26 protein-coding genes are annotated in these 24431 nt (G+C 66.6%); 15 read left to right on the top strand and 11 right to left on the bottom strand.

What is annotated here, in order from left to right; translation table 11 throughout:
• Positions 1 to 49: 49 nt before the first annotated feature.
• The 4 genes from aroQ to aat are packed head-to-tail and all read left to right on the top strand — an operon-like array spanning position 50 to position 3084.
• The gene (gene aroQ / locus ACK4FB_RS11275; RefSeq protein WP_409752066.1) at positions 50 to 514 is read left to right on the top strand and encodes a type II 3-dehydroquinate dehydratase; all 465 of its coding nucleotides are present in this window, start codon (positions 50 to 52) and stop codon (positions 512 to 514) included.
• 27 nt (positions 515 to 541) lie between these two features.
• Positions 542 to 1057 (top strand): acetyl-CoA carboxylase biotin carboxyl carrier protein, encoded by a 516-nt coding sequence (gene accB / locus ACK4FB_RS11270; RefSeq protein WP_409752063.1) that lies wholly within the window; start codon positions 542 to 544, stop codon positions 1055 to 1057.
• 3 nt (positions 1058 to 1060) lie between these two features.
• Entirely contained in the window at positions 1061 to 2413 is a 1353-nt protein-coding gene (accC, locus tag ACK4FB_RS11265) for an acetyl-CoA carboxylase biotin carboxylase subunit (protein ID WP_409752060.1), read from the top strand.
• An 8-nt stretch (positions 2414 to 2421) separates the two neighbouring features.
• Positions 2422 to 3084 carry a leucyl/phenylalanyl-tRNA--protein transferase gene (aat, locus tag ACK4FB_RS11260; RefSeq protein ID WP_409752057.1) on the top strand — a complete coding sequence of 221 codons (663 nt, stop codon included), beginning with the start codon at positions 2422 to 2424 and terminating at the stop codon, positions 3082 to 3084.
• On the opposite strand, the gene ACK4FB_RS11255 is transcribed toward aat, so the two are convergent.
• Entirely contained in the window at positions 3051 to 3722 is a 672-nt protein-coding gene (locus tag ACK4FB_RS11255) for a DUF2155 domain-containing protein (protein WP_409752054.1), read from the bottom strand. The two genes, aat and ACK4FB_RS11255, sit on opposite strands and share 34 nt — an antisense overlap.
• Positions 3719 to 4114 (bottom strand): NADH:ubiquinone oxidoreductase subunit NDUFA12, encoded by a 396-nt coding sequence (locus ACK4FB_RS11250; RefSeq protein ID WP_409752171.1) that lies wholly within the window; start codon positions 4112 to 4114, stop codon positions 3719 to 3721. The genes ACK4FB_RS11255 and ACK4FB_RS11250 overlap by 4 nt, the downstream gene beginning before the upstream one ends.
• A 211-nt stretch (positions 4115 to 4325) precedes the next feature.
• Here ACK4FB_RS11250 and ACK4FB_RS11245 point away from each other — a divergent pair, with 211 nt between their 5' ends.
• From ACK4FB_RS11245 to ACK4FB_RS11235, 3 genes are all read left to right on the top strand, one after another.
• The gene (locus tag ACK4FB_RS11245) at positions 4326 to 7109 is read left to right on the top strand and encodes a TSCPD domain-containing protein (RefSeq protein ID WP_409752051.1); all 2784 of its coding nucleotides are present in this window, start codon (positions 4326 to 4328) and stop codon (positions 7107 to 7109) included.
• Between the two features lie 44 nt (positions 7110 to 7153).
• Complete coding sequence (locus tag ACK4FB_RS11240) at positions 7154 to 7636, top strand: pentapeptide repeat-containing protein (protein WP_409752048.1); 483 nt, start codon at positions 7154 to 7156, stop codon at positions 7634 to 7636.
• A gap of 75 nt (positions 7637 to 7711) precedes the next feature.
• Positions 7712 to 8599 (top strand): pentapeptide repeat-containing protein, encoded by an 888-nt coding sequence (locus tag ACK4FB_RS11235; protein ID WP_409752168.1) that lies wholly within the window; start codon positions 7712 to 7714, stop codon positions 8597 to 8599.
• 3 nt (positions 8600 to 8602) lie between these two features.
• On the opposite strand, the gene aspS is transcribed toward ACK4FB_RS11235, so the two are convergent.
• Positions 8603 to 10384, bottom strand: coding sequence for an aspartate--tRNA ligase (gene aspS, locus ACK4FB_RS11230; protein ID WP_409752046.1), 1782 nt, complete (start codon positions 10382 to 10384; stop codon positions 8603 to 8605).
• A 196-nt stretch (positions 10385 to 10580) separates the two neighbouring features.
• Here aspS and ACK4FB_RS11225 point away from each other — a divergent pair, with 196 nt between their 5' ends.
• From ACK4FB_RS11225 to ACK4FB_RS11215, 3 genes are all read left to right on the top strand, one after another.
• Positions 10581 to 11201, top strand: coding sequence for a hypothetical protein (locus ACK4FB_RS11225; RefSeq protein WP_409752043.1), 621 nt, complete (start codon positions 10581 to 10583; stop codon positions 11199 to 11201).
• A gap of 68 nt (positions 11202 to 11269) precedes the next feature.
• Positions 11270 to 11938, top strand: coding sequence for a chromosomal replication initiator DnaA (locus ACK4FB_RS11220; protein WP_409752040.1), 669 nt, complete (start codon positions 11270 to 11272; stop codon positions 11936 to 11938).
• Positions 11939 to 12060: 122 nt separating this feature from the next.
• The gene (locus ACK4FB_RS11215) at positions 12061 to 12297 is read left to right on the top strand and encodes a hypothetical protein (protein WP_409752037.1); all 237 of its coding nucleotides are present in this window, start codon (positions 12061 to 12063) and stop codon (positions 12295 to 12297) included.
• A gap of 128 nt (positions 12298 to 12425) precedes the next feature.
• Here the strand turns inward: ACK4FB_RS11215 and clpX are convergent, their stop codons facing one another.
• Positions 12426 to 13694, bottom strand: coding sequence for an ATP-dependent Clp protease ATP-binding subunit ClpX (clpX, locus tag ACK4FB_RS11210; protein ID WP_292104506.1), 1269 nt, complete (start codon positions 13692 to 13694; stop codon positions 12426 to 12428).
• A gap of 196 nt (positions 13695 to 13890) precedes the next feature.
• Between clpX and ACK4FB_RS11205 the strand changes: the two genes are divergently transcribed.
• A complete protein-coding gene (locus tag ACK4FB_RS11205; RefSeq protein WP_409752034.1) occupies positions 13891 to 14541 on the top strand; it encodes an HAD-IB family hydrolase in 651 nt (216 codons plus the stop codon).
• Here the strand turns inward: ACK4FB_RS11205 and ACK4FB_RS11200 are convergent.
• From ACK4FB_RS11200 to tig, 3 genes are all read right to left on the bottom strand, one after another.
• A complete protein-coding gene (locus tag ACK4FB_RS11200) occupies positions 14538 to 15179 on the bottom strand; it encodes an ATP-dependent Clp protease proteolytic subunit (RefSeq protein WP_409752031.1) in 642 nt (213 codons plus the stop codon). The genes ACK4FB_RS11205 and ACK4FB_RS11200 overlap by 4 nt on opposite strands.
• 96 nt (positions 15180 to 15275) lie before the next feature.
• On the bottom strand, positions 15276 to 16202 hold the full coding sequence (locus tag ACK4FB_RS11195; RefSeq protein WP_409752028.1) for a hypothetical protein: 927 nt from the start codon (positions 16200 to 16202) through the stop codon (positions 15276 to 15278).
• 229 nt (positions 16203 to 16431) lie between these two features.
• Positions 16432 to 17772, bottom strand: coding sequence for a trigger factor (gene tig, locus ACK4FB_RS11190; protein ID WP_409752025.1), 1341 nt, complete (start codon positions 17770 to 17772; stop codon positions 16432 to 16434).
• A gap of 174 nt (positions 17773 to 17946) precedes the next feature.
• Between tig and ACK4FB_RS11185 the strand changes: the two genes are divergently transcribed.
• Positions 17947 to 18636 (top strand): MBL fold metallo-hydrolase, encoded by a 690-nt coding sequence (locus tag ACK4FB_RS11185; protein ID WP_409752022.1) that lies wholly within the window; start codon positions 17947 to 17949, stop codon positions 18634 to 18636.
• On the opposite strand, the gene ACK4FB_RS11180 is transcribed toward ACK4FB_RS11185, so the two are convergent.
• Complete coding sequence (locus ACK4FB_RS11180) at positions 18633 to 18902, bottom strand: hypothetical protein (protein ID WP_409752019.1); 270 nt, start codon at positions 18900 to 18902, stop codon at positions 18633 to 18635. The two genes, ACK4FB_RS11185 and ACK4FB_RS11180, sit on opposite strands and share 4 nt — an antisense overlap.
• Before the next feature lie 114 nt (positions 18903 to 19016).
• Here ACK4FB_RS11180 and ACK4FB_RS11175 point away from each other — a divergent pair, with 114 nt between their 5' ends.
• A complete protein-coding gene (locus ACK4FB_RS11175) occupies positions 19017 to 19175 on the top strand; it encodes a hypothetical protein (protein WP_409752016.1) in 159 nt (52 codons plus the stop codon).
• Between the two features lie 103 nt (positions 19176 to 19278).
• The gene (locus ACK4FB_RS11170; RefSeq protein WP_409752013.1) at positions 19279 to 19500 is read left to right on the top strand and encodes a general stress protein; all 222 of its coding nucleotides are present in this window, start codon (positions 19279 to 19281) and stop codon (positions 19498 to 19500) included.
• 8 nt (positions 19501 to 19508) lie between these two features.
• Here ACK4FB_RS11170 and egtB read toward each other — a convergent pair whose 3' ends face one another.
• Positions 19509 to 21656 (bottom strand): ergothioneine biosynthesis protein EgtB, encoded by a 2148-nt coding sequence (egtB, locus tag ACK4FB_RS11165; RefSeq protein WP_409752010.1) that lies wholly within the window; start codon positions 21654 to 21656, stop codon positions 19509 to 19511.
• 176 nt (positions 21657 to 21832) lie between these two features.
• On the opposite strand from egtB, the gene ACK4FB_RS11160 reads away from it, so the two are divergent.
• Positions 21833 to 22405 (top strand): sigma-70 family RNA polymerase sigma factor, encoded by a 573-nt coding sequence (locus tag ACK4FB_RS11160; RefSeq protein ID WP_409752007.1) that lies wholly within the window; start codon positions 21833 to 21835, stop codon positions 22403 to 22405.
• Between the two features lie 246 nt (positions 22406 to 22651).
• Here ACK4FB_RS11160 and ACK4FB_RS11155 read toward each other — a convergent pair whose 3' ends face one another.
• Together ACK4FB_RS11155 and ACK4FB_RS11150 are read right to left on the bottom strand one after the other, a co-directional pair.
• On the bottom strand, positions 22652 to 23854 hold the full coding sequence (locus tag ACK4FB_RS11155) for an acyl-CoA dehydrogenase family protein (RefSeq protein WP_409752004.1): 1203 nt from the start codon (positions 23852 to 23854) through the stop codon (positions 22652 to 22654).
• Positions 23855 to 24030: 176 nt separating this feature from the next.
• Positions 24031 to 24336: an SCP2 sterol-binding domain-containing protein gene (locus ACK4FB_RS11150; protein WP_021698076.1), complete on the bottom strand. Its 306-nt coding sequence runs from the start codon at positions 24334 to 24336 to the stop codon at positions 24031 to 24033.
• Between the last annotated feature and the right edge of the window lie 95 nt (positions 24337 to 24431).

Below are 24431 nucleotides of genomic sequence, written 5' to 3'. Positions count from 1 at the left end.
CCCGCGCGTTCAGCTAAAAGGCCGCCCGGAATCGCGAGCGGCGGAGCCCATGGCCCGATCTGACATCATCTATGTGCTGAACGGGCCCAACCTCAACCTGCTTGGGCAGCGCGAGCCGGAAATCTATGGGCGTCAGACCCTTTCCGACATCGAGACCCTGTGCCGGGCCGCCGCGCCGGACGCCCAGATCGTCTTCCGCCAGTCCAACCACGAGGGCGAACTGGTGGACTGGATTCACGAGGCGCGCGACCAGGCTTCGGCGCTCGTCATCAACCCTGCGGCCTTCACCCATACCTCCGTTGCCCTGCTGGATGCGCTCAAGACCTTGGACATTCCGGTCATTGAGTGCCATCTGAGCAATCCGGCGGCGCGGGAGGAATTCCGGCGCCATTCCTATGTCTCGCTGGCTGCGACCGGCGTCATTTCGGGCCTCGGCCCGCACGGCTACGAGCTGGCGGTCAGGGCCGCCCTGCAGCTGGCGCAGGAACGCGCCGGCGGTTCGGCTCGTTCTTAAAGACTCACACGAAGGCTTATCGACCTCATGGCTGACAGCAAGACCGACAAGAAATTGCCGAACGACCCGGCGGGCGAAATCGACACGGCGTTGGTGCGCCAGCTGGCCGACATCCTCAATGACACCGAGCTGACCGAGATCGAGGTTGAGCGCGGCGATCTGAAGATCCGCGTGGCCCGCGAACTGACCGTGGCCGCCGCCCCGGTCCAGTACGCCGCCGCCCCGGTTCAGGCCGCCCCGCCCGCGGCCCCGGCTGCTGCGCCCGCCTCCATGCCGTCGGACCCGGCCACCATCGTCTCGCGCAAGGGCGAAGAGGTGAAGTCGCCCATGGTGGGCACCGCCTATCTGAAGCCCTCGCCGGAAGCGCCGCCCTTCGTGCAGGCGGGCGACAAGGTCAAGAAGGGCCAGACCCTGCTGATCGTCGAGGCCATGAAGACCATGAACCCCATCGCCGCGCCCCGCGACGGCGTGGTGGTCGACATCATGGTCGGCGACGCCCAGCCGGTGGAATTCGGCGAAGCCCTCGTCCTGCTCGAGGAGTAGGTCATGTTCACCAAGGTCCTGATCGCGAACCGGGGCGAGATCGCCCTGCGCATCCATCGCGCCTGCAAGGAGATGGGAATCTCCACCGTGGCGGTGCACTCCGAGGCTGACCGGGGCGCCATGTGGGTGCGTCTGGCCGACGAGAGCGTCTGCATCGGGCCGGCCCCCGCGGCCAGATCCTATCTGAACATCCCCTCGATCATCGCCGCGGCCGAGATCACCGGAGCCCAGGCCATCCACCCCGGCTATGGCTTTCTGTCCGAAAACGCCCGCTTCGCCGAGATCGTCGAAGCCCACGGCATGACCTTCATCGGGCCACGCCCCGAACACATCCGCATCATGGGCGACAAGATCACCGCCAAGCAGACGGTGCTGGAGGCGGGCATCCCCTGCGTTCCCGGCTCGGACGGCGAGGTGGAGACGGTCGAAGCCGCCATCGAGGCGTCAAAGGCCATCGGCTTCCCCCTGATCGTCAAGGCGGCGGCGGGCGGCGGCGGACGCGGCATGAAGGTGGCCCTGACCGCCGACGATCTGGTCGAGGCTGTCCAGACCGCCCAGTCCGAGGCCTTGGCCGCCTTCGGCAACGGCGCGGTCTACATGGAGCGCTATCTCCAGAAGCCCCGCCACATCGAGATCCAGGTCATCGCCGACAGCCACGGCAACGTGGTCCATCTGGGCGAACGCGACTGCTCGCTGCAGCGCCGCCACCAGAAGGTGCTGGAGGAGGCCCCCTCCCCGGCCCTGACCGCCAAGGAGCGCGCCGCCATCGGCGAGACGGTCAACAAGGCCATCGGCAAGATCGGCTACCTGGGCGTCGGCACCATCGAGTTCCTGTGGGAGGACGGCGAGTTCTTCTTCATCGAGATGAACACCCGTCTGCAGGTCGAGCACCCGGTCACCGAGATGATCACCGGCGTCGATCTGGTGCGCGAACAGATCCGCATCGCGGCGGGCGAGCCGCTCAGCTTCACCCAGGACGAGGTCACCTTCAAAGGCCACGCCATCGAGGTCCGCATCAACGCCGAGAATTCCGAGACCTTCACCCCCTCGCCGGGTCTGGTGAACGACTTCCACGCCCCTGGCGGCCTGGGCGTGCGGCTGGATAGCGCCATCTACACCGGCTATTCGATCCCGCCCTATTACGACAGCCTGATCGGCAAGCTGATCGTTCACGGACGCGACCGCGCCGAGTGCGTCGCCCGCCTCAAGCGCAGCCTGAACGAGATGGTCGTTGGCGGCGTCGACACCACAATTCCCCTGTTCCAGAAGCTGTTGAACGAGCCCGACATCCTGTCCGGCGACTACGACATTCACTGGCTGGAGAATTGGGCGAAGCGCCAGAAGGGCGAGGGCTGATCGGGGCCATGCCCCCGTTCGGGCCGGAAGAACTTCTGGGTGCCTATGCTGCGGGCGTCTTCCCCATGGCGGACAGCCGCGACGACCCGGAGATCTATCTGGTCGAACCGCAGATGCGGGCCGTCCTGCCGCCTGACCGTTTTCGTCTGTCGTCGCGGCTGGCGCGCACAGTGCGGCAGGACCGCTTCACTGTCAGCGTCAGCACCGATTTCGAGGGGGTGCTGGACGCCTGCGCCGCGGCCGCGCCGGGTCGCGAGGACACCTGGATCAACGCCGCGATCCGCGAGCTCTATCTGGCTCTGCACGCGCGCGGAGCGGCCCACAGCGTAGAGTGCCGCCAAGGCGGCGAGCTGGTGGGGGGACTTTACGGCGTGACCCTGGGCGGGGCGTTTTTCGGCGAAAGCATGTTCAGCCGGGCGACCGACGCCTCAAAGGTCTCCCTGGTGCATCTGGTCGCGCGGATGAGGAAAGGCGGCTGGCGGTTGCTGGACGCCCAGTTCATGACCGGCCACCTGTCGCAGTTCGGATTTCTGGAGACATCCCAGGCCGACTATCTGTGCGCCCTCAAGGGTATCCTGAACGTCACGCCCGACCTCGCCGCTTTCATGGCTCCGATGAGCGGGGCCCAGGCAACGCTTTACGCGCGGCAGCCCACCACCCAGGCGTCATAGTTCGGGTGCTCCAGCGGATTCACCGCCGGGGCCGAGGCGAACATCCAGCCCCGGAACACTTGACGCGCCTGCGTCGGCTGATTGGCGCCGCTGGGCTGTGAGCGGATCTCCAGATAGGCCGCTGCTTCTTCCTGGGGATCATCCGAGGCGCTGACCTCGCAGGCGCGGGCGGTGAAAATCAGGCTGTTGCGGAAGCGCACAGGAGGCCCCCCCACGCGCACTTCAAAACGCATGGTCTCGGCCGTGGTCTTGTCCAGGGCCTGTATGATGGCGACGGGGCGGCGCTCGCGGGCGGGCGGCTCGGCCGGCTCCTCCAGGGTCGCAGGCGTCTCTGTCGCGGCCGTCGCGACCTCTTCAACGACAGCTTCGCGCTCTTCCTGAACCGGTTCGGCGGGTTCAGGTCTCGGCGGTACCTGGATCATGGTTCCTGGCGGGGATCGGTTCAACGCCTCGGTGGCGCGCCGGGCGGCGTCCTGCTGCTCCTGACGGTTCAGAATTTCAGCAACAGGATCAGCAGGCTGTGCTTGCGGCGCGGGCTGGGCGTCCTGCGCTTCCTGCTCGGTCTGGGCGACGACCATTCCGGCGGCGACCACACCCGCCGCCACCACGCCCGCCAGAAGTCTGCCGCGACGGCTCATCCCTCGGGTGTCCAGGCCTGATAGTCGCCGGTGGCGGCCGGACGACGGCCTTCGGCGGCCAGCGAGCCCTTGGGACGCCAGGCCATGGGCGTACCGGTCAGGTTGGGCAGATGGGGCAGCTCCCAGGATCGGCGCGCCATGCCGCCCTCTGACGGCGGCTCGTCAAAGGTGTAGCGCAGCCAGCCGTGCCAGTCGGGCGCCACCTTGGTGGCCTCCGCATAACCGTCGTAGATCACCCAGCGGCGCTTGCGCCCATCGTAGCTGGAGGTGTCCCGCGACTGGTAATAGCGGTTGCCGAACTCGTCCGTGCCCACCAGCTCGCCGCGTTTGGCGACAGTGAAAAGGGTGCCGATGGTCGCCCCGTTCCACCAGGTGAAAATCTTGGCCAGCAGGTTCAGCACTTCGGACGCTTTCGTGATGAGAATCAGGGCGACCACGCGCCCTTGAACGGTCGCGAATATAGAAACCGCGCCGCCCTGCGTCCAGCATTCCGATCATCGCCCGAATTCGCAATATCTTGTGGGTAAGCGAGCCTGGGCGCCCACATTTATTGTCGCCTTGTGTTGTTCCCCCTAAACTTTCCCGATGACCGCGGAGACATCGATGCGCTTTTCATCCCGGTTCACCGATTCCGCCGCCGCCGTGGCCCTTGAGCCGCGCGCCGTGGAGCGGCCGGACCGCATCCAGACCGTCCTCGCGCCCGCCGGCTGGCCCTCCGCCCGCATCGAAGCCTGGCTGGACTGGGCTGATGATCTGCCGGGCGACCTGCCCAACCTCGCCCCTGAAGCCCTGACCGCGCCCCTGCAGCCCGAACTGCTCGGCGGCGGGCCCGGACGCTGGGCTGTTCGGCTGGCCGCGTGGGGGCACGCCCTTGGCTTGTTCGAAAGTGCGGTGGTCGCGCGGACTTTCGCCGAGGAGTTGATCAGCGTCGTCTTGCTCGGACTCGCGGCGCCGGGCGCGACCGCGGCCGGCGGGCATCGCGTCCATCCCGTCGCAGACGATGGGGGCATGGAGCCGGCGGATCGTGATGTGATCGACCTGTCCGATCCCGCCGCCCCGGCGAGGCTGAAGCAGTATGCGGCTCAGGTGCAGGCCGGTCGGTTGGGTGAAGACGCCGTACGCGCCCTTCACGACAGGTTGCTCGCGGTATCGGCCGCCGTCGACCGCTGCGAAGGGCCCGAGAGCGACTGCGCCGACCCCCGACGCAATCCTGCGCTGGCGCGGGCCGCTCACGCCGCCCGGGCCGCAGGCGCACGCGACGCCGACATTCTTCTGGCTGCTCGCGGACGTACGCCGGAGATCGGCAGTCTCCAGACGAAGCGTCATGGTGTGGTGGTCGCGCTGGCGGAACGGGCCCTCGCCGCATCCGGGGCGCCCGTCACCCGCCCTGCGGTGGACGCAGCCCTGGCCACGGGCGGGGTAACCCTGGCGTTCGCCCCCCGCGACGCCGCCGCGCTGGCCGGAGCAGCGGCGGCCCCCTCCGCCGCACTGAATCTGGCGGCCATCGACGACATCAAGAATCTGGAGGTTGTCGCGCGTCTCGTCACCACGGCGCTGGAGATCGAGGCCGCCTGCGGCTATTCCCGCACAGCCGCAGATGCCGCCTGGCGCTTCGGCGTGCGCCAGATCACCCTGGCCCTGACGGGAGTCGGCGAAGCTGTCATGGCCCAGGGGCTGGCGGCCGAAAGCGATGCCGGTCAGGCCTGGATCGCCGGACGCGCTGCCTTGATTCACGCCACGGCCACGGCCGCATCGGCGGACATGGCGGCCCGGGTGCGGGCCTGCCCCGACTGGCCGGATCACGCCGAGGAGACGCTGGCCGTTGTGGCAGCTCGCGCCGACGCCGTCTCCGGGCTCGGCCCGGAAGGCGTTCGCGCCGGGGCGCTGTATGATCAGGCGTTGAAGGCCGCGCGGAAGCATGGTCTTCGTCATGCGCTCATCGGCCTTTTCTCTGACGATGCTGAACTGGCGCTTCGTCTCGGCGCGCGCCTGGACGGCTCGGCGCCACACCGTATTCTCATAGAGACCGCCGAAGGCGACACGACCCCCGCACTGTCCCCTCATGCGGCCAGAGCCATCGTTGCGCTGGGGGAAGACGTGGAAGCGGCCGAGCGCCACCTGCTGGGGCGCCGCACCCTGGTCGAGGCGCCGGGACTGGACCACGCCGCCCTGAGGGCGTTCGGCTTCACGGACGTGGAACTCCAGGCTGTCGAAACCGCCCTCGCGACGGTCCAGCGGCTGGACGACGCCTTTCTGCCGGTTCTCGACGCAGGCTTCCTGCACGACGTTCTGGGCGTCACCGCGCAGGATCGTGAAACACCCGGCTTCGATCTGTTCGTCCATCTGGGCGTGAGCGACGACGACCGGGCCCGCGCCGCGGCCTACGCTTTCGGCCGCCCTGATCTGAGCGACTGGGACGCTGCGTCGCCCGCGCTTCGCGCTGTCCTGGGGATCGATCCGGCTGCGGTGGCCGCCGCCATGTCTCGGTTCAGCGATGTGCCTGACCTTGTACCCGAGCGTCTGGACTGGGACGCCACCAGCGAGCAGGCCATGCGCGCCGTGTCCCGCCGGGCGCTGGCCGGGGCGCGCGCCATCCGGCTCATGGCGTCCCCTGCTCCCCCGGGAGACCTGCTGGATCTGCCCCCGGTCGAAACATCCGGACGAACACTCTCGTCGGAAACCGCAGAGCGCCCCGTATCCGAGCGCGTGGTGGAAAAGGTAGTCGAACGCGATCGCACCCGGCGCAAGCTGCCCGACCGCCGCAAGGGCTACATCCAGAAGGCCGCCGTGGGCGGCCACAAGGTCTACATCCACACCGGCGAATACGACGACGGCGAACTGGGCGAAATCTTCATCGACATGCACAAGGAAGGTGCCGCCTTCCGCAGCCTGATGAACAATTTCGCCATCGCCATCTCCATCGGCCTGCAATACGGCGTGCCGCTGGACGAGTTCGTGGACGCCTTTGTCTTCACCCGCTTCGAGCCGGCGGGCCGCGTGACCGGCAACGACTCCATCAAGTCCGCCACCTCGATCCTGGACTACATCTTCCGCGAACTGGCCGTCAGCTATCTGGACCGGTCGGAGCTGGCCAACGCCGATCCCGACGCCCTGAACGCGGATGGTCTGGGCGCAGGCGACGGGCCGGAGACCGTGCCCGCCGCCCGCTTCATCTCCAAGGGCTTCGCCCGGGGCGCCGCCCCGGACAATCTGGTGGTGCTGCCGTTCGGCCAGAAGCGGGAAGCGCAGCTTTCCGCAGATCCCGCGACACCCCCTCTGGCCGCCGCCTGCCCGGCGTGCGGCGATTTCGCCCTCCAACGCAAGGGCGCAGGTCTCGAGTGCGACTCCTGCGGCGCCTCACCTCAGATGAATGAAACGGGCCGTTAGGCCCTGTTCTTGCATACACGGGACGACATTCGCGGAGTCCCGTCATGAGAACCATCCTCATCGCCCTCGCCATCGTGGGCCTCGCCTCGCCGGTTATGGCCCAGAATGCTGGCCAGGTGGCTCGCGCCGTGTCCGGCTCCAGCTGCCCCGGTTGCAACCTTTTCCAGGCGAATTTCAATGGCCTGGAACGATCCGGACTGAATTTCAGCCGCGCGCGCCTGCGTCAGGCCGACCTGAGCCTGACCGTTCTGAACCGCGCCAACTTCGCCAACGCGGATCTGCGCGACATCGAGGCGTACGGCGGCGTGTTTTCGTCGGCCAATTTCGCCGGCGCTGATCTGACCAACGCCAGCCTTGTGGGTGTGCACCTGCGCGGGGCCAACTTCGCGGGCGCGACCCTGACCGGCGCCAATCTGTCAGGCGCAGACCTCAGCGGCGCCCGCGGCCTGACCCAGGGGCAACTGGACCGCGCCTGTGGCGACGCCACGACCAACCTGCCTGCCGGTCTTCACATTCCGCCTTGCTGAGGACGCGCGCAGGGCGCCGACGTTACCGCGATTTAAGTGGTTCCTCATGCACTTAAGCGGCATGGATGAGGCGTGATGAAACCCGCCGCCCGCCCCCTTCTCCGCTTCGCCGCCGCCTTTGCAGGCGTGGCTGCCGGCATTGCCGCGACCAGCGCCGCCGCAGAGATGAACCTGCAGGATCGTGACGTCGCCCGCCTGGTTTCTCTGGGCGGAGCGTGCCGGGGCTGCGAATTGTCCGGTCGGGATCTGGGCGGCGCCAGCTTCACAGGCGCAAATTTCTCGGGCGCAGCCCTGGTAGGCGCCAATCTGCGCGGAGCGCAGCTGGTGGGCTCGAATTTCAGCGGCGCGGATTTCACCCGCGCCGACCTGCGCGGCGTGACCATCGTCGGGGCCAATTTCACCGGCGCAGCCTTCGACAACGCCAATCTGACCGGCGCCACGGCTCAGGGCGCCCTGTTCACGGGCGCCAGCCTGAACAACGCGGTTCTCACCGACGGCGAACTGGTTGGCGTGAACTTCCGCGGGGCGGAGCTGGCCGGCAGCCGTTTGGGCGGCAGCGAACTCTTCGGCGCCGATTTCAGCCATGCGGTGGCCCCCCGGGCCGACTTCAGCAACACCCAGATGACCGCGTCCAACTTGCGTGGCGGCGATTTCCGGAACGCAAACTTCCGCGGCGCCAACCTCAGCGCCGCTCAACTGGGCGGCGGACGCTTTGGCGGAGCTGACTTTTCAGGGGCCAATCTGGCCCGCGCCGACATCCGGGGGGCGGATCTCTCCGGCGTGCGAAACCTGACCCAGTCCCAGGCGGATGAAGCCTGCGCCGACGCCACGACCCGCCTTCCATCGCGGCTGAGCAATACCGGAGCGTGCACCGGCGTCCGTCGGCATGTGCGCGTGCCCGTGCCGCCCCGCCCGCCGGTCGCCCCGGCGCCGCGCAACATCATCGCTTTCGGCGGCGAATAGGCCTCAGACCTTGATCGGCGGGGCCAGGCGGATGTGCAGTTCCTTGAGCTGACGCTCCTCCACCTCGGACGGCGCATTCATCAGCAGATCCTGCCCCTGCTGGTTCAGCGGGAAGGCGATGACCTCGCGGATGGCCTGCTCGCCCGCCAGCAGCATGACGATGCGGTCGATGCCCGGCGCCAGACCGCCGTGGGGCGGCGCGCCGTAGCGGAAGGCGTTCAGCATGCCGCCGAACTCGGCCTCGACCACTTCCGGCCCGTAGCCCGCGATCTCGAACGCCTTGAGCATGATCTCCGGCTTGTGGTTCCGAATGGCGCCCGAGCACAGCTCATAGCCATTGCAGACGATGTCGTACTGATAGGCCAGGATATCCAGCGGGTCCTTGCTCTGAAGCGCCTCCAGCTCGCCCTGCGGCATGGAGAAGGGGTTGTGGCTGAAGTCGACCTTCTTCTCTTCCTCGGACCACTCGAACATGGGGAAGTCCACGATCCAGCAGAAGCGGAAGGCGTCGTCCTTGACCAGGTTCAGGTCCAGACCCAGCTTGATCCGGGCATTGCCCGCGAACTTGTGGAACGCGGCCGGATCGCCGGCCGCGAAGAACACCGCGTCCCCCTGCCCCAGACCCAGCGCCGTCATCAGGGCGTCGGTCGCCTCGGCGCCAAGATTCTTGGCGATGGGGCCGCCCCAGGCGCCTTGGTCCTCGGACCAGAAGATGTAGCCCAGACCCGGCTGGCCCTCGCCCTGCGCCCACGAGTTCATGCGGTCGCAGAAGGCGCGCGAGCCGCCGCCCGGCGCCGGGATGGCCCAGACCGCGTTCTTGGCGTCCGCGGCGAGGATCTTGTTGAACAGGCCGAACCCGCCGTCCCGGAAGTGGTCGGACACGTCCTGCATCTCGATGGGGTTGCGCAGGTCCGGCTTGTCGGTGCCGTACTTGGCGATGGATTCCCGGTAGGGGATGCGCACGAACGGATAGGGGTCGACAGCCTTGCCGTTGGAGAATTCCTCGAACACCCCGTGCATGACGGGCTCGATCGCTGCAAAAACATCCTCTTGCGTGACGAAGCTCATCTCCACGTCGAGCTGGTAGAACTCCAGCGACCGGTCCGCCCGCAGGTCCTCGTCGCGGAAGCACGGCGCGATCTGGAAATAGCGGTCGAAGCCCGACACCATCAGCAGCTGCTTGAACTGCTGCGGGGCCTGCGGCAGCGCATAGAATTTCGACGGATGCAGGCGGCTGGGCACCAGGAAGTCCCGCGCGCCCTCGGGCGACGACGCCGTCAGGATAGGCGTCTGGAACTCCAGGAAGCCCTGCCCGACCATGCGCTGACGGATCGAGTGGATCACCTTCGACCGCAACACGATGTTGCGGTGAAGGGTCTCGCGGCGCAGGTCCAGATAGCGGTGCTTCAGCCGGATTTCCTCGGGATACTCCGGCTCTCCGAACACCGGCAGCGGCAGCTCGGCGGCCTCGGACAGCACCTGCACCGCCTTGACCTGCACCTCGATCTCGCCGGTGGGCAGGTTGGAGTTCACGGTTTCCTGCGTGCGGTTCACCACCTCGCCATCGACAGAGATGACGCTCTCGGCGCGCAGACGCTCCACCGCCTCGAAGCCCGGCGTCGCGGGGTGCAGCACCAGCTGCGTCAGGCCGTAATGGTCGCGCAGATCGATGAACAGCAGGCCGCCATGGTCGCGCTTTCTGTGCACCCAGCCGGACAGGCGGACGGTGGAGCCTGCGTCAGTCGCGCGAAGGGCGCCGCAGGTGTGTGAGCGATAGGCGTGCATGGTGGTATCCGGGGCCGAAAATCAGCAGAAAAGGAAGGCGCGGAAGGGCGCATTATCCCCCCGGAAAGTCAAGGTTTGGAGGCTGTTCCACGTGCGGCGAAGACATTTTGTACTTATGTCGTTTTCACACGTCCGGCTCGTGTCAGAAGGACAACCGCCCGTCGAGACGGCTCGGCGCCATTCTGGAGCTTAACCCGTGGCCATTCGCCTGACTGCATTCGTCGCCGCTCTCGCCCTAATGTCCTGCACAGAATCGACAAACACTATCGTCAAGCCGCCCCCCGACACGCCAACCGCCCAAGCGGAGACAGCGGCACATAACGAAGAACTTGCAGCCATGTTCGCCGCAGATCAGGCCGCCAGAACGGGCGGCATGATTTCAAACGGAGTCCTGGTGAGCATGCAGGACGCCGAACGTCGCGTCCGTACCCGCGCGATGCTGGATGCCAACCAGATCAATACTGCTCAGGACTATTTCCACGCCGCCTTCATTTTCCAGCACGGCAACCAGCCCGATGACTTTCTTCTCGCCCACGTTCTGGCGGTGACCGCCGTCAGCAAGGGCCACTCTCACGCCTCCTGGATCGCGGCGGCGACCCTTGACCGCTATCTGCAACATATCGGCCGCCCGCAAATTTACGGCACGCAATTCCAGCTTCGCGCGGCTGCTGGCGAGGTGATCCGGGGCGAGTATGACCGTGAGCTACTGCCCGACTCCCTTCGTGGCGCGGCTGGCGTGCCCACGCTGGACGAGCAGGAGGACCGGAGACGCGAGATGCAGGCGCAGATGGCGCAGCAGTCATCCACAGGGGACTGACCGCCGTCCACCACGCCGTCCGGTTGCATTCTGGCGCGGCAGCGGCGCCGTTCTGATATAGGGCGGACATGACCGCCGACCGGACCGAGCAGCTGAAACTGGAGCTGGAGCGCGAGACGCCGTTCCGGGCGAATGATTTCGTGGTCTCCGACTGCAACCGTGCGGCCGCGCTCAGCCTCGCCGGCTGGCCCGATGCGGCGGCCGGGCTGGGCGGCGGGGTGCTGTCCCTGTGCGGGCCGGCCGGATCGGGCAAGAGCCATCTGGCCGCCCTGTGGGCCGAGCGGGTGAGCGCGGTTCCCCTGGACGGCGCCGAGGCGGCCCTGGCCGATCCCATGGAACTGGAGGGACGACCGGTGCTGCTGGACCGGGCGCCGGAAGCCGACGACGAGACCCTGTTCCACCTCCTGAATCTTGCGCAAGGCCACGGCGGCGCCTTGCTGCTGGTGTCACGCAAGGCGCCCTTCCTGTGGCCCGTGACCTTGCCGGATCTGCACTCCCGCCTGAACGCCATCCGCACCGTGGTGCTTGATGAACCCGACGACGCCGTACTGGGCGCCATTCTGGAGCGCGCCTTCGCCCGCCGCAGCATCCGGCCCCAACCCGACGTGATCCCCTATCTGGTGCGCCGCATCGAACGGTCCGCCGCCGCCGCCGAAGCCGTCGTGGAACGCCTCGACGCCTTGCACCGTCCGGTCACGCGGCGCCTGGCGACCCAGGTCATGGACGAGCTTCTCTGAGGTCACGGGGCCCGACGCCAACCGCAGGGCCCCTTTCGTAACGCCGGACCCCGCGACGGCCCCCGGTCAACGCGCAACTGAACGGCGGCATAGCCGTTCATAAATCTCACCAGGAGGATGACATGCGTTTGATGATCGTCGCGGCGAGCGCCGCTGTTCTGGGCCTGACGGCCTGCAACCAGCAGGAAGACACCCGTCCTCTGGACGAAACCGTCGCCGCCGAGGATGTGGCGGTCAGCCCGAGACCGGTCGAGCCGGGTCCCGAGGGCGCACCCGTGGTGGACTCAGCCATGCAGGACAGCGAGGTCCCCCCTGCTGACCCCACAGCGACGACGGCCCCCGGCACGGATAGCCAGTAAACGGCGCGGGACGCTTGCAGCCGCAATGCTGGCCCCGCCCGCCTCTTCGTGAGTGAAACCTGAGGCCTTCAGCAATAAAAAAAGGGCGGGTCTCATGACCCGCCCTTTGATTTTCCACATCACACCGATCAGGCGGCGCCGTCCTGCTGCTTCTTGGGCTTTTCGGCGTAGATCAGCAGCGGCTGGGCGCGGCCCTCGACCACCTCGGCGTTTACCACCACCTCTTCCACACCCTCGTAGGTGGGCAGTTCGAACATGGTCTCGAGCAGGATGCCCTCCATGATCGAGCGCAGACCGCGCGCGCCCGTCTTGCGCGTAATGGCCTTCTTGGCGATAGCCGACAGCGCATCGTCGGTGAACGTCAGACCCACGTTCTCCATCTCGAACAGACGGCCGTACTGCTTGATCAGGGCGTTCTTGGGCTCGGTCAGAATGGTGACCAGGGCCGCTTCGTCCAGATCCTCCAGCGTCGCCAGAACCGGCAGACGGCCGATGAACTCGGGGATCAGGCCGAAGCGCATCAGGTCGTCGGGCTCGACCTCCTTGAGGATGTCGCCCATGCGGCGCTCGTCGATTTCCTTGACCTTGGCGCCGAAGCCGATGGAGGCCCCCACGCCGCGCGCCGAGATCACCTTCTCCAGCCCGGCGAAGGCGCCGCCGACGATGAACAGGATGTTGGCGGTGTCCACCTGCAGGAATTCCTGCTGCGGATGCTTGCGGCCGCCCTGCGGCGGCACGGAGGCCACGGTGCCTTCCATGATCTTCAGCAGTGCCTGTTGCACGCCCTCCCCGCTCACGTCGCGGGTGATGGAGGGGTTGTCGGACTTGCGGCTGATCTTGTCGATTTCGTCGATGTAGACGATGCCGCGCTGGGCCCGCTCGACGTTGTAGTCGGACGCCTGCAGCAGCTTCAGGATGATGTTCTCCACATCCTCGCCCACGTAACCGGCTTCGGTCAGGGTGGTGGCGTCGGCCATGGTGAACGGCACGTCGATGATGCGCGCCAGGGTCTGGGCCAGCAGCGTCTTGCCCGAGCCGGTCGGCCCGATCAGCATGATGTTGGACTTGGCCAGTTCCACGTCGTTGTTCTTGGTGGCGTGGTTCAGGCGCTTGTAGTGGTTGTGGACGGCGACGCTCAGCACCTTCTTGGCGTGGCTCTGGCCGATCACATAATCGTCAAGGACTTCGCGGATTTCCTTGGGCGTCGGCACGCCGTCCTTGGACTTCACGAAGGCGATCTTGTGCTCTTCACGGATGATATCCATGCAGAGCTCGACGCATTCATCGCAGATGAACACGGTCGGTCCGGCGATGAGTTTACGCACCTCATGCTGGCTCTTTCCGCAGAAGGAGCAGTACAGGGTGCTCTTGGCGTCGCCACTGGCGGCTTTGGTCATCGGCCTTCTCACTCTCGCGTCCCGAAAAGGTCCGGGCGCGCATCCTTCCGTCACGATTCGCAAATCCTGCGCCGGAAGGTCTTCAAAATATGACAATCACCCATCCGACGGTCCATCACAACCCCGACGAGGCGAACCGGCGCCGGGTTTTCGCGGGATGGACGAGGCGGGTGAAAGGTCGTTACGGTCATCCCAGATGGGAAATCTCGCACCACTCCGCCAGCCCCAGGTTTCGGCTCCCGCGCCGGGCCAGCCTCTTGTCGCCTTCGATTTCGACGGGACCATGACCGTCAGGGACAGTTTCACCGACTTCCTGCGCTGGCGCGTGGGCGCGGTGGGCTACCTGTTCGGCATGGCCCGCCTGACGCCCGCCGCCCTTTCGTACCTGCGCACGAAGGATCGCGGCGCCATCAAGGCTGCGGCGGTGGCCGAATTCCTCGATGGCGTGGACCGCAAGACGCTCAAGGGCCTTGCCGAAACCTTCGCCGGGCAGGCGTGGGACCGGCTGATGCGTCCCGACGCCCTGGCCTGCTGGAACGACTGGGGCGCCCGGGGCGCCCACCGGGTCATTGTCACCGCCTCGCCCGAGATCACCGTGGCTCCCTTCGCCCGCCGCCTGGGCGCCGAGGCCTTGCTCGGCACCCGACTGGCCTTCGATCACGATGACCGCATCACCGGCGCCTTCGCGGGCGAAAACTGCCGGGGCGGCGAGAAGGTGACGCGCCTGAAGGCGGCTTACGGCGACGATGTCCATCTCACCGCCGCCTACGGCGACACCTCGGGCGACACCGAAATGCTGGCCATCGCTGACCAGCCCGGATTTCAGGTGTTCACGGCCAGACCCTAGCCTTTCTTGGGCTCTTCGCCGGGCGCTTCCTCGCGCTGCTCATAGACGTGGTCCACCAGACCCCAGTCCTTGGCCTCCTGCGCGCTCATGAAGTGGTCGCGGTCCAGGGTGCGCTCGACTTCCTCATAGGTCCGCCCCGTATGCTGGACATAGATTTCGTTCAGGCGGCGCTTGGTCTTGATGATGTCCTCGGCGTGGCGCTCGATGTCAGAGGCCTGGCCGCGGAACCCGCCTGAAGGCTGGTGAACCATGATCCGGGCGTTGGGCAGAGACACCCGCTGACCCGCCGCGCCTGCCGTCAGGATCAGCGAACCGGCCGAGGCGGCCATGCCCATGCAGACGGTGGAAACCGGCGACTTGATGTACTGCATGGTGTCGTAGATCGCGAGCGCCGAGGTCACAATGCCCCCGGGGCTGTTGATATACATGGAGATTTCCTTCTTGGGGTTCTCGGACTCCAGGAAGAGAAGCTGGGCGCAGATCAGGCTGGCCATGCCGTCGTCGAACGGGCCGGTCAGGAAGATGATGCGCTCGCGGAGCAGGCGCGAGAAGATGTCGAAGGCGCGCTCGCCCCGGCTGGATTGCTCCACCACCATGGGGACGAGGTTGCTCTGGATGTAGTCGATCGGATCGCGCATGAAGGCCTTCTCGAAGCTGCGTGCGTGCGCGACTCGGGCGCCGCGCATCGTTGCCTCATGATATCGCGTCCCGAAGCGGCGGTTGCAAGACGCGAGCTAGTCTTCGTTCCCGTCAGACGCCCGCATCATTTCCCGAGCGATCTCGCGCTCTTGCTGACTTGACCGGGCCCGATCATCACGGGCGCGGTAAAGACCGGTCAGATAGTCCCTGTCCCAATCCGTAAGGCCCCCGGCTTCCGCCCCCTCGGCCAGGTCATTGAACAGGTTCAGAACGCTGGGATAGGAACTGGTATCGGCCTGAGGATCAACCTGGGCCAGCGCGATCATGGCCACATAGTCGCTGAGGGCGCCGAACGACACCACGCCGATCCGACTCACATCGAGAATGATGATGACCCTGCGCAGTTCGTCACGGGTGTTTGAACGCAGGCGTGAGGCGTCCCGGACGCTGATCGTCGTGTATTCCTCTCCGTCCAGCGCAGCCGCGATCTCCCCTGTGTCTACACTGACCGGCAGACTGACATGCCACCAGCGCACCGGTGCGTCCGTGTTCTGAAATCTGCGCAGGGCCGCACGCCCCAGGTCGGTGCCACCACGCGCGGGTCGAAAACCGGAAGGGCTGTCCTGCACCAGGCTCCGGGCCAACTGGTCGCCGTCATTGGTGGCGATAATGAGGATGTCGGGCCGACATCCCGGTTCGCCGGACTCCAGCCCCACCGAGACAGCCGTCTGCACGACGCGGTCAATCATGAATTGACCGTAGCGCGGGTCGAGATTCACGGTGCCCACACAGACCCGGCCATCCCAGCGCGCCAATTGTTGCCCACGAGGTGCGGCCGCGACCTCGCCGACGAAGTTGCGCACCTGGTCCGCCAGACGGCGTCCCTCGACCGTCACCGGGGCCACCTGGGTCGCTTCCGGCTCGCCCGGGGCCTCCTGGGCGAGGGCGCCGCCGGTCGAAAAACAGAGACCCGCCGCGACCAGCAGCGTGAAGAGTCCAGAGTAAATCCGGTCGCACTTCATTGAAAGTCTCTCCAAAACCGCAAGCACGAGTGCGTTGTGGAGAGCGGATGTCGGAGCGTCAAACGCTTATCGACTTTCTGAACCCGAGTTAATGAAGGCTGGAACAACCAGGCTGCCGACTTCCTGCGAAATCAACGGCGCGTGACTCAGGAAAGCAATGAAAAAACCCCCGGCGATCGTTCGCCGGGGGCAATCTCTATTTCCACTGGATCGGAATTTTGGGCCGTTCCTACTCCTCGTCGTCCTTCAGCAGGTCTTCCTTGCTGATGGGCTCTTCCTTCACTTCCGCCTGGTCGAAGATCAGGTCGCAGACCTTTTCCTCATAGATCGGGGCGCGCATGCCCGCGGCGGCGTTGGGGTTCTGGCGATAGAAGTTCAGCACCGCCTGCTCCTGCCCCGGATAGTTGCGGGCCTCGGCCATGATGGCGTTGTTCAGTTCCTGGTCCGTCACGGTGACGTTGTTCTCGCGGCCGATCTCGGCCAGCACCAGGCCCAGACGCACGCGGCGCTCGGCGATCTTGCGGTACTCTTCCTTGAGCTTCTTGTCCGACTTCTTGGCGTCGGCCTCGGGTAGCCGGCCGGCTTCCTTGTCGGCCTCCACCTGTTGCCAGATGCCGTCGAACTCGGCCTCGACCATCTTGGGCGGCAGGTCGAACGAGTGCTGCTCGTCCAGCTGGTCCAGCAGGGCGCGCTTCAGCTTGAAGCGGGCGGCGCCCTTGTACTGCTGGTTCAGGTTGTCGCGCAGCAGCTCCTTGAGCTTGTCGATGGACTCCAGACCAAGGCGTTTGGCGAAATCGTCGTCGATCTCGCTGTCCTTGGGGGCCTTCAGGGCCTTGACCGTGACGTCGAAGGTCGCGGCCTTGCCGGCCAGATGGGCGGCTTGATACTCTTCGGGGAAGGTGACCTCGATGGTCTTCTCGTCACCGACCTTGGCGCCGGTCAGCTGTTCCTCGAAGCCGGGGATGAAGCGGCCCGAGCCGATGATCAGGTCCGCGTCCTCGGCCGAGCCGCCCTCGAACACCTCGCCGTCGATCTTGCCGACGAAATCGATGGTCAGCTGGTCGCCGTCGGCGGCCTTGGGGGCCTTCCCGCCCTTGTCCTCATAGGTCTTGGCCTGACCGGCCAGTTCCTTCAGCGCCTCGTCCAGGTCGGCGTCGGACGCCTCGTAGACCGGGCGGGTCAGCTTCAGCGACTTGGGGTCCACCGGCTTGAAGTCGGGCATGACTTCCAGCGCCATTTCGTAGGACAGGTCTTCCTGGCCCGCGACCACCTTGTCCATGTCGGACACCAGCTTCATCTCGGCCGGGGCGGCCGGGCGCAGCTTGGCGTCGTCCAGCGCCTTCTGGCTGGACTGGTTCAGGGCGTCGTTGACGATCTCGCCCATCAGGTCGCGGCCATAGGCCTTGCGCACGTGCGACACCGGCACCTTCCCGGGACGAAAGCCTTTCAGCTTCATCTGCGGGGCGACTTCGGCCGCCTTGGCGTCCAGCTTGGCGTTCAGCTCGGAAGCGGGGATGGTGACCGCGATCACGCGGCTGAGACCTTCGGCGGACTTTTCGACGACTTGCATGGACGTGTCTGACGCTCTGTGGCGGCGCTATGGAGCGAGCGCGCGCAGGTGGAAAATGCGAAAAGGGCCGCCCCGTGCGGGAGCGGCTCCTCGAAGCCCGCCCTTATGTCGGCAAGGGCGGTTCAGGTCAACGACCGGGTTTCGTTTGGCGCCGCGCGTGGCTATCTGAAGCCCATGACCCAGACCGCCTCCCCGCCCAGATCGCCCATCGGCGTCTTCATCGCCCCTGTCACCCCGCTGCAGCAGAACTGCACCGTGGTCTGGTGTACGCAGACCAACAAGGCGGCTGTGATCGATCCAGGCGGAGGGGTCGACATGATCCTGGCGGAGGTGAAGCGGCGCGGCCTGACGCTGGACCAGATCTGGATCACCCATGGCCACATCGACCATGCGGGCGGCGCGGCCGAGATGAAGGCGAAGTCCGGCGTCCCCATTGAGGGGCCTCACCCCGAAGACCAATTCCTGATCCACGGCCTGGCCGCCCAGGGCCAGATGTACGGCATGCCCGAGGCGCGGTCCTTCGAGACGGACCGCTGGCTGGACGAGGGCGATGTGATGACGCTGGGCGAAACCACCTGGGAGGTTCGCCACTGTCCCGGACACACGCCCGGCCATGTGATCTTCTTCAACCGGGCGGCGAAGTTCGCCCAGGTTGGGGACGTGCTGTTCAAGGGCTCCATCGGCCGCACGGATTTCCCGCGCGGCGATCATCAGACCTTGCTGAATTCGGTGGTGACCAAGCTTTGGCCGCTGGGCGACGACGTCACCTTCGCTCCAGGCCACGGGCCGGTCTCGACGCTCGGCGAGGAGCGCCGGACCAACCCGTTCGTGTCAGATGCGGCGCTTGGGCGCCTGGCGCCCTAGCGGCGGAGAAGCATGCCCAGGACAACGCCGACACCCACGGCGCCGAGGCTGCTGCGGACGGGATGGGCGCGGATGGTTTCACCGGCGCGCTGGGTGCGCTCTTCAGCCCATGAACGGCTTTCACGCAGCCCACGTTCAATCCTGGCTGTCATGGGCGACGATCCTTCATCGGCGTCCATACGCAGATCAGGACGGGGCGACAGGGTCGTGTCGAAAGATCCGGTTTCGGGGGTGGTGGTGTCGGTGCGGGCGGTCACGTCGGTCATGGCGATCTCCTGAAGGGGGTGGACCCCTTCAACCCGGCCTGCGGACGCCGGTTCCAGCTTGGCCGTGAACATGCAGGGGGCAGGGGCGTTGCCTCCCTGACAAGGAGATCAATCATGACCTACATCGAACCCACCCCTCCCGGCGGACCGTCGCCGGAAATCCAGCCTGGCAACACGCCTGGTCCCGAAATCGACCCCGCTGACACGCCCACGGAAATGCCTCCGCTTGAGCCGGGCGGTGGTGATGAGGGCGACTCGCGTCCCCACGACTGACGAACCGCGAATTACGATCCGCAAGCGGAACCATGGCGGAGCGCCGGGGTTCAGTTTTCAACCGCATAGCTCACCTATCAGGCGAACCGAAAGGAGCCCCGACATGGCTGAAGGACAGACCCCGCGCGCATCCGGCGTATCCAAGCGCGGCTTCGCGTCCATGGATCCCGAACGTCAGCGCGAAATCGCCCGCAAGGGCGGCGCCAGCGTGCCCAGCGAGAAGCGCAGCTTCTCCCAGGACCGCAGTCTGGCCGCCCAGGCCGGACGCAAGGGCGGAGAAGCGTCTCATGGCGCCCGCAAGCCCGACAAGAACGCCCAAAGCTGAATCTGCGATCAGGCCCCGAGCAGCACCAGCGCCACGCTGGGCTCGGGGCCGACATACAGATCGCGAACCCGCCAGCCCGCCGACTCGGCCAGGGCCGTCACACGCTCCGGTGTGAATTTGCGCGAATTCTCGGTGTGAAGGGTTTCTCCCTCCCCGAACCGGAACCGCCGACCGGACACCTCGACAACCTGATCCCGACGCGCGCGCAGATGCATCTCGATGCGCGCCTCATCCGCATTCCACAGGGCCTGATGCTCGAAGGCGGACAGATCGAAGTCCGCTCCTGCCTCCGCATTGGCTCGTTCCAGCAAATTCAGGTTGAACGCCGCCGTTACGCCGGATGAATCGTCATAGGCCGCGATCAGCACAGCGGGATCCTTGACCAGATCAACCCCCAGAATGAACAGGGCCCCCTGGCCCAGCATGGCGCGCGCGTCCGTCAGGAAAGCCTTCGCCTCCCCCGGATCCAGATTGCCGATGGTGGAGCCCGGAAAGAAGCCGACGCGACACCCGCCGGGCAGGCCCTGCGGCAGGGCCGCCGGGTGCAGGAAATCGCCGACCACGGGACGCACGTCCAGCCGGGGATAGCGCGCCCGGATGCGAACCGCCGCCTCCTCCAGCGCCGTCTCGCTGATGTCGATGGCCACGTAGGCGGCGACGCCCGGTGCGGCGTCCAGCAACACCTCGGTCTTCTCACTGGCGCCGCTGCCGAACTCCACCAGCACCGCGTCCTCGCCCATGGCCTCGGCCAGTCGGGGCGAGACCTCGTTCAGCAGGGCCGCCTCCTGCCGGGTCGGATAGTATTCCGGCAGGCGAGTGATGTCCTCGAACAGGCGAGACCCCGCCGCATCATAGAACCACTTGGGCGACATGGCTTTCGGACTGGCGGACAGTCCCTCGACCAGCGCCTGGGCGAACGGCTCCAGATCATCGGTCCCTTGCGAACGCCGCACGGGCGCGTCCTCGGCCAGTCTCAGTCCCATGAATTGCCACCTTTGGTGCGGATAGAAAAAGTTGCGATAGGTTGCCCGCGAATGCCCCGCCGCCGTGGCCCAGGAGGCGCCGCGCGCCACCATCTGGTTGGCCATGAACTTGCCGTTGTACTCCGCCGCCGTGCCCTCGGTGGCGCGGAAGCCCGGATAGGGCAGATAGGCGCTGCCGGTCCATTGCCAGACATGATCGAACGCGTTGTCCAGCGCGCCCTGCCCCGCCGCATGCTCCCACTCGAACTCGGTGGGCAACCGCTTGCCGGACCAGCGGGCGAAGGCGTCGGCCTCATAGAAGCTGACGTGACGCACCGGCGCGTGCGGATCGATCTTCTGCGGGCCGGCCAGGGTGAAGACACGCCAGTCCTGCCCCTCCCCGCGCCAGTAGCCGGGCGCCGTCCAGCCGTGTTCCTGAACCGCCGCCCAGCCGTCGGACAGCCACAGCTCGGACCGCCGATAGCCGCCGTCCGCCATGAAGGCCAGCCAGTCCCCGTTGGTCACCAGGGACCGCGCGATCCGGAACGGCGCCAGCATCACCGGATGAGCCGGCCCCTCGTTGTCGAAGGCGAACCCTGCGCCGTCATGGCCGATCCTTGCGAGCCCGCCGTCGAAATCCGTCCATCCCCGATCCGCGCTGGCCGCGGGCGGTCCATCCGGTTCAAGCTCATAGGCCGCCGGCTCCAGCGGCGAGCACGACATCAGATGCAGCAGGTCGGTCAGGAACAACTCCTGATGCTGCTGATCGTGGTTCAGCCCAAGGTCGAACAGATAGCGTTCCTGCGGGTCGTCCAGCCCCTCGCCCAGAAAGGCGACCATGCGGCGGTCGATTTCGCGACGATAGGCCAGCACCTCGTCCAGCGACGGGCGCGTCATCAGCCCCCGGTCGGGCCGCGCCACCCGCGCGCCCAGCGCCTCATAGTAAGAGTTGAACAGCCGCCCCAGACGTTCGTCCACGGGCTGATAGCCTGCCCGCCGTGACAGCAGCATGACCTCGAAGAACCAGCTTGTGTGCGCCAGATGCCATTTGCCTGGACTGGCGTCGGCCATGGACTGGGCGCCCAGATCCTCGGCCGACAGCCGGGCGGCCAGATCGGTCATGCGCGCGCGCACGGCACGGTATCGATCCGTGTCCTGACGGGCGACGCCGTCAATCATGCTGGCGATATTCATGGCGTGACGCCCCCGTGTCCTGACCGTTCATTCGCCCTTCCGCATGGAGCCTAACACCCCCGGTTCAGAGCCGTTCCCAAATGTGTCCGGTCGCCGGAACGCTCTGTTTGTCCTCGCGTTCTCAGCATCGCCCGCTCCATGTGGCGGTCCCGGTTCCCGTTCGCAAGGTTGCGCCCATGCCCGCTCGCGCGTCTGTCGCTGATTCGCGCCCTGAAGGGTTCGCCGACACCGGCATCGTCGAGCCGGCGGTGTGGCGAGAACAGGTCATCGCCCTGATCCCTTCCTTGCGCGCCTTCGCGTGGTCCCTGTCGCGTGATCCGTCGGACGCCGACGACATGGTCCAGGAAACACTGACCAAGGCCTGGACCCACCGCGACAAGTTCCAGCCCGGCACGAATCTGCGCGCCTGGCTTTTCACCATTCTGCGCAACAGCTGGTATACGGCCCTGTCCAGGCACCGCCGCGAGACGGCGGACGAGGATGGCAAGATGGCCGCCGCCATGACCAGCCCGCCGTCTCAGGAATGGTCCGTCGAACTCCATCAACTTCAGGCCGCCCTGAACCAGTTGCCGCCCGAACACAGGGAGGCGCTGATCATGGTGGGCGCAGCGGGGCTGTCCTACGAAGAGGCCGCCGAGATCGCCGGTTGCGCCCTGGGCACCATTAAGAGCCGGGTCAACCGGGCCCGCAATCGCCTGGCCCAGATCATGGGCATGGACCGCGAGCCGTCCACCGGAGACGCCGCCTAGTTCCGCTTGTCGCCTCTGGTCGACGGCGCACCGCTGATGCGCCGGACCTGATCCTCCAGCGTCTCGGGAACACCCTCGGACTCAATCCGGCGGACCGCAGCCTTCAGAATCGCGTCAGCGCGCTTCGGCGCGGTCTTTCCACGCTTGTCTGAATCCTTGGCCAATCCGTCCCCCGACGTGCTGCAAAGGCCAAGCTTGCCATGATCCGTCCCGCGTGTCGCGCGCAGGATGCGCGACGCGGACGGATCACTTCACGGCGTGTTTGGCGTATTCCAGCCGCGCGATGGTGCGGTTGTGGACCTCGTCCGGGCCGTCGGCGATGCGCAGGGTGCGCACCATGGCGTACATGGCGGCCAGCTCGGTGTCGCCCGACACCCCGGCGCCGCCGAACGCCTGGATGGCGTCGTCGATCACCTTCAGCGCCATGCGCGGCGCCGCCACCTTGATCTGGGCGATCTCGGAGCGGGCGTTCTTGACCCCCACCTCGTCCATCATCCAGGCGGCCTTCAGCACCAGCAGGCGGCACATCTCGATATTGGTGCGCGCCTCCGCCACCCGCTGCTCCCACACCGAATGCTCGGCTATGGTCTTGCGGAAGGCGGTGCGGGTCTGCAGGCGACCGACCATCAGCTCCAGCGCCGCCTCCGCACACCCGATGGTGCGCATGCAGTGGTGGATGCGGCCCGGCCCCAGACGCCCCTGGGCGATCTCGAAGCCCCGGCCCTCGCCCGCGATCAGGTTCTCGGCCGGCACGCGCACGTTCTCCAGCACCACCTCGGCGTGGCCGATGGGAACCTCGTCATAGCCGAACACCGTCAGCATCCGCTCCACCCGGAAACCGGGCGTATCCGCCGGTACGATGACCATGGACTGCTGGGCGTGGGTGGAGGCCTCCGGGTCCGTCTTGCCCATGACGATGGTCACGGCCAGGTTCGGGTGCGCCATGTTGGTGGACCACCACTTGCGCCCGTTGATGACGTAGTGGTCGCCGTCCCGCTCGATGCGGGTCTGGATGTTGGTGGCGTCCGACGAGGCCACCTCGGGCTCGGTCATCAGGAAGGCCGAGCGGATTTCGCCCGCCATCAGCGGCTTCAGCCAGCGGTCCTGCTGGGCCGCGTCCCCGAACATGTGCAGCACTTCCATGTTGCCGGTGTCGGGGGCGTTGCAGTTGAACACCTCCGCCGACCACAGCGCCCGTCCCATGATCTCGGCCAGCGGCGCATATTCCATGTTGGTCAGGCCTGCGCCGTGCTCGCCGGGCAGGAACAGGTTCCACAGCCCTTCGGCCCTCGCCTCGGCCTTGAGCCGTTCCATGGTGGGCGGTTGGGTCTTCGGCTCGGCCCGCACCTCCGCCCAGTAGTCGGCGGCGGCGGGCAGGACGCGCGCGTCCATGAAGCGCTTCAGGCGGTCCTGCCATTCAAGCGCGCGGTCGGAATGCTGGAAATGCATAGGTCAGGCTCCGTTATCTCCCTCCCCCTGCGGGGGAGGGTCGTCAGCGCGGAGCGATGACGGGGTGGGGGCGCCTCAAGCGAAAAAGCGCGGGCCTTTCGCCGAGCCCTCCCCACCCGGTCGCTTCGCGACCGCCCTCCCCGTACGGGGAGGGAGAATGTTCTGGCGCTTAAGCCTTAGCGCTTCAGCAGCGGGGCCAGCTTCTGCGCGATCATCATGTCGCCGGCGATCTTCAGCTTGCCCTGCATGAAGGCCATCATCGGATCCAGCTTGCCTTCCGACAGGGCCATGAAGTCGTCCCAGCTGATCGACACCACGGCGTCGGCGGGCTTGTCCTCATTGGTCACCGTGTTCGGGACCGAGGCGCCGTCGATATAGATCTGGCCGGTGTCGCCCAGGTCGATCTTGACGGTCTTTCCCAGACCCGAGTTCTCGCCGACGGCGCTGCGGATGTGTTCGGTAACGGAAGCCAGATCGGCCATGGTCGTCTCCCTTGTTCCAGATTTGATGCGATGGGTAGCCCCCGGCGCGGCGGGCCACAAGATCACCTAGCGTCAAGACCGCAACAGTTTCGTGA

Origin of the sequence: Brevundimonas sp. (genome assembly GCF_046299535.1) — a bacterium.
Classification (GTDB): domain Bacteria; phylum Pseudomonadota; class Alphaproteobacteria; order Caulobacterales; family Caulobacteraceae; genus Brevundimonas.
Note: the sequence above shows the minus strand (reverse complement) of the source record. Positions and strands in the feature narration are given on the sequence as shown.

Bases quoted from the DNA above. Each gene is read 5' to 3' on its own strand.
- ACK4FB_RS11175 (WP_409752016.1), top strand. From the start codon at position 19,017: ATGACCTACATCGAACCCACCCCTCCCGGCGGACCGTCGCCGGAAATC.
- aat (WP_409752057.1), top strand. From the start codon at position 2,422: ATGCCCCCGTTCGGGCCGGAAGAACTTCTGGGTGCCTATGCTGCGGGC.
- accC (WP_409752060.1), top strand. From the start codon at position 1,061: ATGTTCACCAAGGTCCTGATCGCGAACCGGGGCGAGATCGCCCTGCGC.
- ACK4FB_RS11215 (WP_409752037.1), top strand. From the start codon at position 12,061: ATGCGTTTGATGATCGTCGCGGCGAGCGCCGCTGTTCTGGGCCTGACG.
- ACK4FB_RS11180 (WP_409752019.1), bottom strand. From the start codon at position 18,902: ATGACCGACGTGACCGCCCGCACCGACACCACCACCCCCGAAACCGGA.
- ACK4FB_RS11245 (WP_409752051.1), top strand. From the start codon at position 4,326: ATGCGCTTTTCATCCCGGTTCACCGATTCCGCCGCCGCCGTGGCCCTT.
- ACK4FB_RS11235 (WP_409752168.1), top strand. From the start codon at position 7,712: ATGAAACCCGCCGCCCGCCCCCTTCTCCGCTTCGCCGCCGCCTTTGCA.
- accB (WP_409752063.1), top strand. From the start codon at position 542: ATGGCTGACAGCAAGACCGACAAGAAATTGCCGAACGACCCGGCGGGC.
- ACK4FB_RS11205 (WP_409752034.1), top strand. From the start codon at position 13,891: ATGGGAAATCTCGCACCACTCCGCCAGCCCCAGGTTTCGGCTCCCGCG.
- ACK4FB_RS11160 (WP_409752007.1), top strand. From the start codon at position 21,833: ATGCCCGCTCGCGCGTCTGTCGCTGATTCGCGCCCTGAAGGGTTCGCC.
- ACK4FB_RS11255 (WP_409752054.1), bottom strand. From the start codon at position 3,722: ATGAGCCGTCGCGGCAGACTTCTGGCGGGCGTGGTGGCGGCGGGTGTG.
- ACK4FB_RS11150 (WP_021698076.1), bottom strand. From the start codon at position 24,336: ATGGCCGATCTGGCTTCCGTTACCGAACACATCCGCAGCGCCGTCGGC.
- ACK4FB_RS11195 (WP_409752028.1), bottom strand. From the start codon at position 16,202: ATGAAGTGCGACCGGATTTACTCTGGACTCTTCACGCTGCTGGTCGCG.
- ACK4FB_RS11170 (WP_409752013.1), top strand. From the start codon at position 19,279: ATGGCTGAAGGACAGACCCCGCGCGCATCCGGCGTATCCAAGCGCGGC.
- ACK4FB_RS11240 (WP_409752048.1), top strand. From the start codon at position 7,154: ATGAGAACCATCCTCATCGCCCTCGCCATCGTGGGCCTCGCCTCGCCG.
- ACK4FB_RS11200 (WP_409752031.1), bottom strand. From the start codon at position 15,179: ATGCGCGATCCGATCGACTACATCCAGAGCAACCTCGTCCCCATGGTG.
- clpX (WP_292104506.1), bottom strand. From the start codon at position 13,694: ATGACCAAAGCCGCCAGTGGCGACGCCAAGAGCACCCTGTACTGCTCC.
- egtB (WP_409752010.1), bottom strand. From the start codon at position 21,656: ATGAATATCGCCAGCATGATTGACGGCGTCGCCCGTCAGGACACGGAT.
- ACK4FB_RS11185 (WP_409752022.1), top strand. From the start codon at position 17,947: ATGACCCAGACCGCCTCCCCGCCCAGATCGCCCATCGGCGTCTTCATC.
- aroQ (WP_409752066.1), top strand. From the start codon at position 50: ATGGCCCGATCTGACATCATCTATGTGCTGAACGGGCCCAACCTCAAC.
- ACK4FB_RS11155 (WP_409752004.1), bottom strand. From the start codon at position 23,854: ATGCATTTCCAGCATTCCGACCGCGCGCTTGAATGGCAGGACCGCCTG.
- aspS (WP_409752046.1), bottom strand. From the start codon at position 10,384: ATGCACGCCTATCGCTCACACACCTGCGGCGCCCTTCGCGCGACTGAC.
- ACK4FB_RS11220 (WP_409752040.1), top strand. From the start codon at position 11,270: ATGACCGCCGACCGGACCGAGCAGCTGAAACTGGAGCTGGAGCGCGAG.
- tig (WP_409752025.1), bottom strand. From the start codon at position 17,772: ATGCAAGTCGTCGAAAAGTCCGCCGAAGGTCTCAGCCGCGTGATCGCG.